General features: G+C 73.2%; 8 protein-coding genes and 1 pseudogene. 5 read left to right on the top strand and 4 right to left on the bottom strand.

Going from position 1 to position 12,925, the window contains the following annotated elements:
* Nucleotides 1–165: 165 nt before the first annotated feature.
* Nucleotides 166–915, top strand: coding sequence for an N-acetyltransferase (locus tag ACQP10_RS05365; RefSeq protein WP_433540971.1), 750 nt, complete (start codon nucleotides 166–168; stop codon nucleotides 913–915).
* A gap of 183 nt (nucleotides 916–1,098) precedes the next feature.
* Here ACQP10_RS05365 and ACQP10_RS05360 read toward each other — a convergent pair whose 3' ends face one another.
* Nucleotides 1,099–2,487 (bottom strand): pyridoxal phosphate-dependent decarboxylase family protein, encoded by a 1,389-nt coding sequence (locus tag ACQP10_RS05360; RefSeq protein WP_346021771.1) that lies wholly within the window; start codon nucleotides 2,485–2,487, stop codon nucleotides 1,099–1,101.
* A gap of 386 nt (nucleotides 2,488–2,873) precedes the next feature.
* Here ACQP10_RS05360 and ACQP10_RS05355 point away from each other — a divergent pair, with 386 nt between their 5' ends.
* Nucleotides 2,874–3,410 (top strand): helix-turn-helix transcriptional regulator, encoded by a 537-nt coding sequence (locus tag ACQP10_RS05355; RefSeq protein WP_386149065.1) that lies wholly within the window; start codon nucleotides 2,874–2,876, stop codon nucleotides 3,408–3,410.
* A 118-nt stretch (nucleotides 3,411–3,528) separates the two neighbouring features.
* Here ACQP10_RS05355 and ACQP10_RS05350 read toward each other — a convergent pair.
* Nucleotides 3,529–5,237, bottom strand: a pseudogene (locus ACQP10_RS05350) (GMC oxidoreductase).
* Nucleotides 5,238–5,379: 142 nt separating this feature from the next.
* Nucleotides 5,380–6,945, bottom strand: coding sequence for a succinic semialdehyde dehydrogenase (locus tag ACQP10_RS05345; protein ID WP_179819613.1), 1,566 nt, complete (start codon nucleotides 6,943–6,945; stop codon nucleotides 5,380–5,382).
* A 162-nt stretch (nucleotides 6,946–7,107) separates the two neighbouring features.
* Between ACQP10_RS05345 and ACQP10_RS05340 the strand changes: the two genes are divergently transcribed.
* From ACQP10_RS05340 to ACQP10_RS05330, 3 genes are all read left to right on the top strand, one after another.
* A complete protein-coding gene (locus tag ACQP10_RS05340; protein WP_433540970.1) occupies nucleotides 7,108–9,456 on the top strand; it encodes a beta-propeller domain-containing protein in 2,349 nt (782 codons plus the stop codon).
* A 296-nt stretch (nucleotides 9,457–9,752) separates the two neighbouring features.
* Nucleotides 9,753–10,286: a hypothetical protein gene (locus tag ACQP10_RS05335; RefSeq protein ID WP_346021767.1), complete on the top strand. Its 534-nt coding sequence runs from the start codon at nucleotides 9,753–9,755 to the stop codon at nucleotides 10,284–10,286.
* A 23-nt stretch (nucleotides 10,287–10,309) separates the two neighbouring features.
* Nucleotides 10,310–11,395, top strand: a complete 1,086-nt coding sequence (locus tag ACQP10_RS05330) for a peptidase (protein ID WP_389993061.1) — start codon at nucleotides 10,310–10,312, stop codon at nucleotides 11,393–11,395.
* A gap of 48 nt (nucleotides 11,396–11,443) precedes the next feature.
* Here the strand turns inward: ACQP10_RS05330 and ACQP10_RS05325 are convergent, their stop codons facing one another.
* Entirely contained in the window at nucleotides 11,444–12,916 is a 1,473-nt protein-coding gene (locus tag ACQP10_RS05325) for an MFS transporter (protein ID WP_346021765.1), read from the bottom strand.
* Nucleotides 12,917–12,925 lie beyond the last annotated feature (9 nt).

Below are 12,925 nucleotides of genomic sequence, written 5' to 3'. Positions count from 1 at the left end.
GCCCGCCGTCGTCGGCGACCCGCCGGGAAGCGGGCGCGCGGCGTGGGCCGCGCCCCCGCGACGGGCGGCACGGGGGCGCGGCCTTCCCGGCGCGGCCTTCCGGCGGCCCGCGGAAAAGCGGAAAAGCGGTCGAGCGGCGCGGGGCGGCGGTGGGAGGATGCGCCGGTGCCCCTCCACATCACCACGCTGGCCGAGCGTCCCCACCTTCGCGACGCGCTGTCGGACATGCCCAGCTCCTGGCCGGAGTTCATGTTCCACGATCCGATGGCGTCGCCGTTCTACGAGGTCGTCGAGGAGTACGCCGAGTTCGTGCTGGTCGCCGACGATGACGACGAGCCGGGGCGGCTCGTGGCCAAGGCGATGAGCGTGCCGTTCACCCGGACCCGTGACGAGCTGCCGGACGGTGGGTGGGACACCGCGATACTGCGGGCCTGGCACACCCGGCTGACCGGCGGCGAGCCCGACACGGTGTCCGCCCTGGAGATCACCGTCCGTCCCGACCGTCTGGGGACCGGCCTGTCACCGGTGATGCTGGCCGCCCTGCGCGACAACGCCGCCCGCCTCGGGTTCGGCGAGCTGCTGGCCCCGGTACGGCCCAACGCCAAGCACCTGGAGCCGCGCACCCCGATGGCGGAGTACGCCGCCCGCACCCGTCCCGACGGCCTGCCGGCCGACCCGTGGCTCCGGGTCCACGTGCGCGCGGGCGGCACGATCGTCAAGGTCGCGCCGCGCTCGATGACGGTGCCCGGCACGCTCGCCGAGTGGCGCGAGTGGACCGGCCTGCCCTTCGACGTCAGCGGCCCGGTCGAGGTGCCCGGCGCCCTCGCCCCGGTCCACTGCGACGTCGAGCAGGACCACGCCGTCTACGTCGAGCCCAACGTCTGGGTCCGCCACCGCCTCACCGCCCCGGCCTGAGCGCTCGCCCGGTTCACGGCCTCGGCACCCACCGCCCCGGCGGCTCGGCCGAACTCGTCCTGCCCCGCCGTACGGCATATCGATCATGGCGGTACGGCGGAGAACCTCTGGGATCCCGCCATATCGCCATGATCGATTGTTGTCCCTCCTTTGTGGCGACGGCCGTTCGCGGTTCACGGTGCGTCAGGCCGTCCGGTCCCCCGTCCCGGCGATCCGGTCGAGAAGTGCCTCCAGGGTCTTGTCGTCCGTGGACGGGGACATGACCGTGACCCGCAGGTGACGGACTCCGCCGATCTCGGCCGAGGTCAGGTGGAAGGAGCCGTCCGCCATCAGGCGCTCGCGGATCGCCGCCTGGTCGCCCGTGCCGTACCGGAAGCAGACGATGTTGCTCTGCGGTTCGTACGGGAAGACGAACCCGGGCCGCTCCCGGCCCAGCTCCCACAGGCGGCGGGCGGTGGCGTACCGGCCCGCGACGTACTCGCCGAGGCCCCGCTCGCCCCGCCAGGCGAGGTTGAGGAAGATCTTCAGGCCCAGTGCGGCCTTGGCGCACTCCACCGTCCGGCCGGCCGAGTCGAAGTCCTGGGCGCCGTAGAACAGGTAGCTCGCCCGCTGCCGGAACGCCGCGTCCAGGTCGTCCCGGCGCCGGGTCAGCACGGCCGCGGCCAGGCCGGACGTGCGCAGCATCTTGTGCGCGTCCCAGATCAGCGAGTCGGCCAGTTCGATCCCGTCGAGCAGGTGCCGGTGTCCCTCCGACAGCAGGGCCGACGCGCCGTGGGCGCCGTCCACGTGGAACCAGATCCCGTTGGCCGCGCAGAACCCGCCGACGCCGCGCAGGTCGTCGTAGAGGCCGGTGCCCGTCGCGCAGGCGTTCGCCACCAGGGCCATCGGCCGCCGGCCCGCCCGCCGTACCCGGTCCAGGGCCGCGGGCAGGCGGGCGACGTCGATCCGGCCGAGCGGGTCGGCGTCCAGCGGGAGGACGGCCCGCTCCCCCAGTCCGAGGATCGCGGCGGCGCGGGCCAGCGAGTAGTGGGACGCCTCGGGCACGAGCAGCGCGAGGTCTCCGGGCATCCCCTCGGCCCAGGCGTCCGGCGCTGCGGCGGCGCGGGCGGCCAGCAGCGCGGTGAGGTTGGCCAGCGACCCGCCGTGGGTGAGCACCCCGCCGCCGGTCTCCCCGAAGCCGGCCTTGCCGAGCATCCAGCGCACGACCTCGAACTCGACGGTCGCCGCCGCCGCGCCCATCTCGTAGACCGCCATCGGGTTGTTGGTCACGCCGTGCACGAGGTCGGCGAGCGCGGCGGGGAAGTCGGGGGCGGCGATCTGGTGGCCGAGGGAGGCGGGGTGGTGCGGCCGGCTCCCTTCCGCGAGGTAGGCCGCCAGGAACTCCGCGTGGCTCTCCGGCGTCATCCCGCCCTCGCGGATCCAGCGTGCCAGGCCGAGCCGTTCGGCCAGCTCGTACGGCGGGCGGCGGCCCAGGACCGGTGTCAGGCCCCGCCGGCTCTCGTCCACGTGCGCGGCCAGCTCCTCGACGGTCGCCGCGGCGGCCCGCACGAACTCCTCCACATCCCACGTCACACCGGAATACTGGGTCACCCGGCACCGGATGACCAACCGCGACCGGTTTCCCGGGAGGGCGTCCATGAGCCGTTCACCGAGCGGTTTCCCGTTCTGTAGAATTAACTCAACATGATGTAGCATTATCTCTACATGGACCGGCACCCCAGCAAGGAGATACGGGCCGCGATCGATTACATGATCGCGAGAGGGTGGATCATAGAGAGGGCGGAAGGTCATGCGTGGGGGCGCGCCCGCTGTCCCGGAGGGCAGGACGGATGCAGACCGCCGACTTCGATCTGGTCGACGCCACGGTCACCAGAAGTTCATGCGAGACGCCTGCGCCGTCTCGCCGACCACTGCCCGCACACGTCTGAGGACGACATGGCGGAAGGAGGACGGTGTCGATGACCGTCTACAGCTTCGAGTTGCACTTCACGGCTCCGGCGGGTGAGGAGATGATCGACGCCCTGTACGAAGCGGGGTGGGACGACGCCACCGTGTCACTGGACCCCGGCGAGGGCGGGCCCGGTGTCGCCTCGTTCGATCGGGAGTCCTCCACGGCAGTGGAGGCGGTCGCCTCCGCGATCGCCCAGGGCCGGGCGGCCGGTGTCGAGATCACCGGTGCCAGCGAGGATCTGGTGACGCTCGCCGAGATCGCGGAGCGCACCGGGAGAAGCTTTGCCACCGCCGACCACTGGGCCGCCGGCCGCCGGGGACCCGGCGGGTTCCCCGCACCGAAGGTACGGCGCCCGCGGGTCAGCCTCTGGTCGTGGGCCGAGGTGGTGACCTGGCTGCATGAGAACCGTCTGGCCGAAGTGTCCCCGATGGAGGTGGAGGTCGCGCGGGTGTGCGAGGTCGCGGACTCGCTGATCCGCGCGCACCGTCTTCAGCGCCGGCTCCCCGCCGAGGACCGCGCGCGTCTCTGCCACGCGGTCTCCTGAGAACCGGACGGTCAGGACCGGCCCTGGGGCACCGCGGAACGTGCCCGCCTGACACCGCGATCCGGACGAAACCGTTCCGTCCGCGGACCGGCAGGTTCCGTACGGACCGCGCGGGCCGTCAGGTGACGGCGACGATCGGCAGGCGCAGCGCGCCGGGGGCGGCCTCGGGGACGACCGGGTCGCGCGGCGCGACCGGCGCGATCCGCGTGTACGGCGAGCCCGGCGCGGGCCGGGGGCGGCCTCCCCCCGGTTGGGCCACAGGGCCATGGCCCGCTCGGCCTGGGCGGTGATGGTCAGTGAGGGGTTGACGCCCGGGTTGGCCGAGATGGCGGAGCCGTCCACGACGTGCAGGCCGTCGTATCCGTGGACGCGGTGGTAGGCGTCGATCACGCCGCTGCCCGCGTCGGCGCCGATGACGCAGCCGCCCAGGAAGTGCGCGGTGGCGGGGATGTCGAACAGGTCCAGCCAGGAGCCGCCGGGCATGCCGCCGATCTCCTCGGCGGCCCGGCGGGCGAACTCGTGCCCGGCCGGCAGCCAGGTCGGGTTGGGCTCACCGTGGCCGCGCCCGGAGCGCAGCCGCCGACCGAACACGCCCCGGCGGGCGGACAGCGTGATCGAGTTGTCCTTGGCCTGCATGACGAGGGCGATGATCGTGCGTTCGGACCAGCGGCGGTGGTCGAACAGCCTCGGCAGCAGGTGGGGCCGGCGCAGCGCCTCGCCGAGGAACTTCCGCCAGCGCGGCGTCCCCCCGTCGCCGGTGTCGCCGTCGATCAGCAGGGAGCGCAGCAGGCCCATCGCGTTGGAGCCGTCGCCGTAGCGGACCGGCTCGATGTGCGTGTGCTCGTCGGGGTGGATGGAGGAGGTGATCGCCACCCCGCGGTTGAGCTTCTCCCCCGGGCTGCCCGCCGGCCGCTCGAACCCGAGCAGCGCCTCGGAGTTGGTCCTGGTCAGCGTGCCCAGCCGGTCCGACAGGCCGGGCAGCGCGCCGGACGCCTTGAGGTGGTGCAGCAGCCGCTGCGTGCCGTACGTCCCGGCCGCGAAGACCACCTGCCCGGCCGTGAGGGTGCGGCGCCGCCACGGCGTCCCGGTCCGGGTGACCTCGACCCGGTAGCCGCCGCCGGTCAGCGGGCGGACCGAGGTGACCGTGGTCTCCGGGTGGATCCTCGCACCGGCTTTCTCGGCCAGGTGGAGGTAGTTCTTGGTCAGCATGTTCTTGGCGCCGTGCCGGCAGCCGGTCATGCATTCGCCGCACTCGGTGCAGCCCCGGCGGCGCGGCCCGGCCCCGCCGAAGTAGGGGTCGTCCACCTCCACGCCGGGCCGGCCGAAGAAGACCCCGACCGGCGCCGGGTGGAAGGTGTGGCCCACGCCCATCCGGTCGGCGACCTTCCTGACGATCTCGTCGGCGCGGGTGACGGTCGGGTTGACCGTCACCCCCAGCATCCGCCGGGCCTGGTCGTAGTAGGGGGCGAGCTCGGCCTTCCAGTCGGTGATCGACGCCCACTGGGGGTCGCGGAAGAACGGGTCGAGGGGCTCGTAGAGGGTGTTGGCGTAGACGAGCGAGCCGCCGCCGACCCCGGCGCCCGCCAGGACCATCACGCCGGTGCCCTTCTCGCCGCGCAGCACGTGGATGCGCTGGATGCCCTTCATGCCGAGCGCCGGCGCCCACAGGAAGTCGCGGACCCGCCAGGACGTCTTCGGCAGCGTGTCCTCGTCGAACCGCCGCCCGGCCTCCAGCACCCCGACCCGGTAGCCCTTCTCGGTCAGCCGGAGCGCCGCGACGCCGCCGCCGAACCCGGAGCCGACGACGAGCACGTCGTAGTTGAACATTCCGCGATTCCCTTCGGGGCGTGACAGGGGGACGCCCGACGTGACAGGGGGACGCCCGACGTGACAGGGGGACGCCCGACGTGACAGGGGGACGCCCGGCGCGTCGGACCGGGCCGCCCCCTTCCGTGCGCGGCCCGCCCTCCTACTTCAGGTGCAGCCGCTTCATGGCCTTGAGCAGCCCGGCCAGGGTGTCGGCGTACCTGTCGTACGTCATGCCGAGGATCGGTTCGAAGCCCATCCAGGTCGCCTGGCTGGAGACGGTCTGCGCCTCGGTGTACTTCAGCAGGCCCTCGGCGCCGTGACGGCGGCCGAGGCCGGAGGACTTCATGCCGCCCATGGGCGCGTCGTAGGAGGCGTAGGCCGCGCCGTACCCCTCGTTGATGTTGACCGTTCCGGCCTTGATGCGGGCGGCCAGCGCGCGGCCGCGGGCGACGTCGCGCGTCCAGACGGAGGCGTTGAGGCCGTAGGCGGTGTCGTTGGCCCGCTCGACCGCCTCGTCCTCGCCGGTGAAGCGGTAGAGCGACACGACCGGGCCGAAGGTCTCCTCGCGGCACAGGCTCATGGTCTCGTCCACGTCCGCCAGGATCGTCGGCTCGTAGAACAGCGGACCGAGGTCGGGCCGGGCCTTCCCGCCGGCCAGGACGACCGCGCCCTTGGCCACGGCGTCGTCCACGTGGGCGGTGACCGCGTCGAGCTGGCGGCGGGAGGTGAGGGAGCCCATCTGGACGCTCCAGTCGAGCCCCGCGCCCAGGCGCATGTTCTTCGTCTGGCGGACGAACCGCTCCGTGAAGGCGTCGTACACGGCGTCGTGGACGTAGAGCCGCTCGACGGAGATGCACAGCTGCCCGGCGTTGGTGAAGCAGGCGCGGACCGCGCCCTGGGCGGCGACGTCGAGGTCGGCGTCGTCGAGCACGAGCATCGGGTTCTTGCCGCCGAGCTCCAGCGAGCAGCCGATCAGCCGCCGGGCCGCCGCCTCGGCGATCTTCCGGCCGCCCCGGGTGGAGCCGGTGAAGGCGACGTAGTCGGCGCCGTCGAGCAGCGGGTCGCCGATCTCGGCGGGCTCACCGAGGACGACCTGCCAGATGTCCCGGGGCATGCCGAGGGAGACCAGCAGGTCGATCGTCCACAGCGTGGACAGCGCGGTCTGGGTGTCGGGCTTGTGCACCACGGTGTTGCCCGCGAGCAGCGCCGGGACGACATCGGTGACGCCGAGCGAGAGGGGGTAGTTCCACGGCGAGATCAGCGCCACGGTCCCCTTGGGCCTGCGCGCCTCGAAGGTCCTCGTCGCGACGGGGAAGATGCCCGCGCGGCGGCGGGTCTCCAGCAGGCCGGGGGCCCGGCGCGCGTAGTACAGCGTGCAGCCCGCGACGTCGAGGACCTCCTCGAAGGCGTGCCTGCGCGCCTTGCCGGTCTCCCACTGCACGACGTCGAGGATCTCCTCGCGCCGGTCGAGGATGGCGTCGTGCAGTCGCAGGAAGGGCCGGATCCGCTCGGCGGCGGGCAGCGCGGCCCAGGCGGCGCGGGCCTCGCGGGCCCGGGCGTGGGCGGCGCGGACGTCGTCGGCGGTGGAGATGGGCAGCTCGGCGAGGACCTCGCCGGTGAACGGCGCGATGATCTCCTGGGTCTTGCCGGACGAGACCACCTGCCGGGCGACACGTTCGACCATGGTCGGGTCGAGGGTCCTGGTAGCGCCAAGGGTGACAGCCATGCTCGAAGAATATTCGGGAGCGGCCACCCTGGCTACCGGTCGGTACACCTCCCGCCTCCGGACGGGACGCGACCCGGACCCGCCGCGGCCCGCTCCCCACCCCATCGGGTGCGATCCGGGCCCTCCCATGAACCGGGCGCGATCCGGGCCCGTCATAGGAGCATGAGGACATCCACAGGTACGGCCGGCGCCGTATCCCGCGCGGCCTCCCGCCCGGCGTCCCGCGCCGCCCTCACCCCCACCCGCACCACCCTCACCTCCACCTTCGCCGCGGCCCTCGCCGTGGCCCTGCTCGCCTCGGGGTGCGAGCAGGCGGGGCCGGGCGCGAGCCGTACGGCGCCGGTCGACCTGGGCAGGATCAGGCTGGTCTCCTACGACGGCTGCGACGACATGCTGGCGGGGCTGCGGGCGGCCGCGGCGCGGAACGTCGGCCCGTGGGGCCTGGGGCCGCCGCAGATCATGTACATGGAGGCGCGCGCGGACACCGCCGCGCCCCGCGCCAAGACCGCCGCCCCCGAGCACTCGACCACCAACGTCCACGAGGCCGGGGCGGACGAGCCCGACCTGGTCAAGACCGACGGCAAGCGGGTGATCGTCGTCAACCGGGGCGTGCTGCGGGTGGTGGACGCCGCCACCAGGAAGGTCACCGGCACGCTGAAGCTGGTGGACGGCGACCAGAATTGGGCCCCGGCCGACCTGCTGGTCAGCGGCGACCGGGCGCTGGTGCTGTTCTCCGGAGGCGGAGGCATCCCCTTCGGCGCGATCGCCAAGCGGGCGCCGAGTTCCGGGCCGCGGTACGTGCTCGTGGACCTGGCGGGCAAGCCCACGGTGACCGGCACGCTCACCGCGTCCGGGTCGCACCTGGACGCCAGGATGACCGGCTCGACGGTGCGGATCGTGGTCCGCAGCCAGCCGGAGATCGCCTTCCCCGACCCCGGTCCCGACCTGACGGACGCCGAGCGGATCCGGCACAACCGCGACGTCGTGGCCAAGGCCCCGGCCGGGGCGTGGCTGCCGGCGTTCGAGACGACGGACGCCGCGGGGCGCGCCACCAAGGGCACGGTCGGCTGCGAGCGGGTCAGCCACCCGGACGAGTACACCGGCACGTCGATGCTGACCGTCTACAGCGTAGATCTGGCCGCGGGCGCGAAGGGGATCGCCGCGCCGGACCCGATCAGCGTGGCGGCCGACGGCGACACGGTGTACGGCACCGCCTCCAGTCTGTATGTGACCAGCAACCCGCGCATGCTGTGGCCCCGGCCGGTCGAGCCGCCCGTGGAGGACGCGCCGTCGGCCACACCCGCGACTCCGGCGGCGCCCGTTCCCCCGGTGGAGTCCACGACACCGGGGAAGCCCGCGGTTCCGGGCCCGGGGACGGCGACGCCCGCGAACACCGCGCAGGCGCCCCGCGACGAGCCGACGCCGTCCGAGCCGCCGGCCGTCACCGCCGAACCGACGGACACCGCGCAGGCGCCCCGCGACGAGCCGACGCCGTCCGAACGGCCGGCCGTCACCGCCGAGCCGACGGACACCGCGCAGGCGCCCCGCGACGAGCCGACCCCCTCCGAGCCCGCCCCCGTGCCACCCACGACCGAGACCGCGCCCGGGACGGCGGCTCCCGAGACGACACCGGTCCTGCCGCCCGAGGAGACCGAGATCCACCGGTTCGACATCGGTGCGCCCGGGGCTCCGCGCTACGTCGCCTCCGGCAAGGTCCCGGGTCGGCTGCTCAACCAGTACTCCCTGTCGGAGTTCGAGGGGCACCTGCGGGTCGCCACCACCTCCGCGGACCTCTCGGGCCCGGCGGCCGGGGAGAGTGACTCCTCCAGCGCCGTGTACGTGCTGGACGCCCGGACCCTGGGGAAGGTCGGCGAGGTCGGCGGGCTGGGCCGGGGCGAGCGGATCTACTCGGTCCGCTTCATCGGCCCGGTCGGCTACGTGGTGACGTTCCGGCAGGTGGACCCCCTCTACACGCTGGACCTGCGCGACCCGAAGGCTCCCCGGGCGACCGGTGAGCTGAAGATCACCGGCTACTCCGCCTACCTGCACCCGGCGGGCGACGGGCGGCTGATCGGCATCGGGCAGGAGGCGAGCGAGCGGGGCCGTACGCTCGGCACCCAGGTGTCACTGTTCGACGTCTCCGACCCCGCCGCCCCGCGCCTGCTGTCGCGGATGTTCGCCAAGGACTCCGGCTCCGAGGCGGAGTGGGACCCGCACGCCTTCCTCTACTGGCCCGCCACCGGCGCCGCCGTCGTCCCGCTGAACTCCTGGAGCGGTGAGCGGCCCACGGGCGGCGCCCTGGTCCTGCGGATCGACGACTCCTCGGTCACCCGGACCGGCACCGTCACGCACCCCCGCCCCGGGGGCCGTGGCGACGCCCGCTTCGCCTACGATCCCGGCATCCGTCGCTCGGTCGTGATCGGCGACGACCTGTGGACGGTCTCCGACCTGGGCCTGAAGGTCAGCGCCCTGAACGGCCTCGCCGACCGGGGCTGGATACCGTTCGACTGACCGGTGGCACACCGCCAGGGGCCGGCTCCGCGCCGCCGGGTTCCGGGCGTTCTCCCGCTGACCCGGCGCGTCACACCCTTTGCCGGACCGGCCCGTGCGGGCCGGCCCGGCAAAGGGTGAAGCCGCATTTCAGGACCCCCATTGAAAGAACCATGGTCGCGCCCTCGATCACCATTTGACTACATACAGTTACCTTCTAATGCGAGGTGTAGCGACAGGTCCCTTGAATCACCCAATAGTCCGGCCTGTCCGCTTCGGCTCGCCTATCACATCCATGCTTGGCAACCGGAGTAACGATGCGCAGAAAATTCACCACGGCCGCCGTAGTCGCCGGCCTCGGCCTCGCGGCCGCCATCGCCCCACCGGCCACGGCCGCGTCCGACGACACCATCGTCACGTTCACCATCGACAGCGGCGACCTCACGATCGACGCCCCGGACGCGGTCGACCTGGGCACGGTGGCCTCCGACGCCACCAGCGTCTCCGGGCCGATAGGCCCCGTCACGGTGACCGACAAGCGCGGCGTCCTGAACGGCTCCTGGACCGCCACCGCCATCAGCACCGACTTCACCACCGGCGCGGCCACCCCGCCCGAGACGATCCCCAACATCAACGTCGTCTACACGCCGGGCTCTCAAAACGACCACACCGGCACGGGCACCTTCACCCTCGGCCCCGGCGGCATCATCAACGTGCCGCGCGTCGCCTTCACCGGAACCGATCTCGTCGGCAACAACAGCGCCACCTGGAACCCGTCGCTCACCATCACCATCCCGGACGGGAAGGTCGCCGGCATCTACACCGGCACGGTCACCCACTCGGTCGGCTGACCCTCCCGAGACGGCGACAGCCTGTGCGCATCCACGACCTCCTCCGCGGACTGCTGGTGGCCGGGGCCATCGCCTCGGCCACCGCCATGCCCCACACCGGGGCCATCGCCTCGGCCACCGCCACGCTCCACGCCGACGCCACCGCCACGCTCCACCCCGGTGCCGCGGCGGCGGCCACCGTCGATCACACCCGCGAAAACGGCATCGGGATCCGCCTGGTCGACGCGCCGCTCCAGGCGCGCGCCGACTCGCGGGCCCGCAGCTACATCGTCGACCATCTGAAACCCGGGACGGTCATCCACCGCCGCGTCGAGGTGTCCAACACCACCGACTCTCCCTGGGTCGTCTCGCTCTACCCGGCGGCGGCCGAGATCCGCGAGCGGGCCTTCCGCTTCGCCCCCGGCCGCACCCCCAACGACCTGTCCACCTGGATCAGCACGAACCGGCGCGAGATCCTGCTCGCCCCGGGCGCCCGTTCGATGGTCACCGCGACCGTCGACGTGCCGAAAGGCGCCGCCCCGGGGGAGCGCTACGCGATGATCTGGGCCGAGGTGGCCAAGGACCCGCCGCCGGGAGGAGGGCTGCGGCAGGTCAACCGCGTCGGCGTCCGGGTCTACCTGTCCGTCGGCGGCGACAACCCACCGGCCGCGGACTTCACCATCGACACGCTGACCGCCCAACGGGCGCCGGACGGGCAGCAGATCGTCTCGGCCCAGGTGCGCAACACCGGAGGACGCGCGCTCGACCTGAGCGGCGAGGTGACGCTCACCAACGGCAGCCTGACCGCGGGCCCCTACCAGGTCCGGACGGGAACCACGCTCGCCCCCGGCGACGCCGGCCCCGTCATCGCACCCCTCACCGAACGCGTCCCCGACGGCCCCTGGCACGTCCGCTTCCACCTCGAAAGCGGACTGGTCCGGCACACCGCCGAAGCCGACATCCACTTCCCCGCCGCGGGAGCCGCCAGGATGGCCGCCGCCACCATGGACGGCGGCGGCTCCCTCGTGGCGGCGATCGTCACCGCCGGCATCGTCCTGCCCGCACTGGCGGCGGCTTCGTTCCTGCTCATCCGCGGACGCCGCCGCGCCCGCCACGACGCGGCCCCGTGAGCACATGCCCAACCACGGGGCCGCCGTCGTTCGCCGCGCCCGTGGTGGTCAGCCGGTGGCCGCCCGGGACGTGTCGCGCCGTACGGTGCCGGGGGATTCGCGGCGGAGGCGCGGCAGGGTGAGGGTGATGAGGAGTCCGACGATCATCGCCGCGGCGGTGAGCAGGACGACGAGGAACCCGCCGTCGGCGGTGGCGGCGCGCAGGGCCTGACCGGTCCTGCCCTCGGTGCCGAACTCGGCGATGACGGTGAAGACGGCCAGGCCGATGGCGTTGCCGATGTTGAGTGTGGTGGAGGCGATGCCGTTGGCCACGCCCTGTTCGTGGGGGGCGGTACCGGTGGCCGCGGCGATCCACATGGCGGTCCAGACGACGCCCTGGCCGAGGCCGGAGACGATGAGGCCGGGCACGAGCAGGCCGTAGCCGGCTCCGGCGTCGAAGCCGAGAGCCAGGATGGCGGTGCCGGGCACGCCGACGGCGAAGCCGATCAGCAGCGTGGCGCGGGTCCCGATGCGGGTCGCCAGGCGTTCGCCGCCCTGGGTGCCGGCGGCGATGGCCAGTGAGGGGATGAGGAAGGCCAGCCCGCTCTGCAGGGCGCTGTAACCGTGGACGCTTTGCAGCAGCACGGTCAGGAAGTACGGCAGTACGCCGAAGGTGGCCATGTAAACGAAGGTCACCAGCATGCCGACGGTCAGGCTGCGGTTGCGGAAGAGCCGGAACGGCATGAGCGGATCGGCGCTGCGGGCCTCGACCAGCGCGAAGACCACCAGCAGTGCGGCGGCCAGCACGAAGGCGCCGATCACCAGGGGACTGCCCCAGCCCAGCTCGGGACCCTCGACCAGGGCGAAGACCAGCAGTGTGGATCCGGCGGTGACGCTGAGCGCGCCCGGGATGTCGAATCTGCGCCGTTCCCGCCCGGCCGGGTCGCGCGGGATGACGGCCAGGGCGGCCAGCGCGACCAGCCCGGCCAGGGGGACGTTGACGAAGAAGACGGAGGGCCAGCCGAAGTGCTGGGTGAGCAGGCCGCCGAGCAGGGCGCCGATGGTCAGGCCGCTGGCGCCGGCGCCACCCCAGACCGCGAGTGCGCGGTTGCGTTGCGGGCCTTCGGCGAACAGGCCGTTGAGCAGGGCCAGGGTGGAGGGCAGCAGCAGTGCTCCGCCGATTCCCTGGACGGCGCGAGCGGCGATGATGACGGCTGGGCCGGTGGCCAGCCCGCCCGCCAGTGACGAGACGGCGTAGAGGATCAGGGCGATGACGAAGATGCGGCGGCGGCCGAGTAGGTCGGCCGCCCGGCCGCCGAACAGCAGGAAACCGCCGGCGAAGACGACGTAGGCGCTGACCACGAGTTGCTGGGTCTGGCCGGGGAAGCCCAGGTCGGCGCCGATCCGGGGAAGCGCGACGAAGACGATGTTGAGGTCGAGCGCGTAGATGAGCTGGGCCAGGGCGAGCAGGCCCAGGATCCAGCGGAGTCGTGGCTCGGCGGCGCCCGGGGAGGGTGCGGGCGGCGCGGTGGGTGCGGTCATGGGACGCCC

This window comes from Streptosporangium sandarakinum (assembly GCF_050942225.1).
Lineage (GTDB): Bacteria > Actinomycetota > Actinomycetes > Streptosporangiales > Streptosporangiaceae > Streptosporangium > Streptosporangium nondiastaticum.
This window is presented reverse-complemented; position numbering and strand designations above follow the sequence as displayed.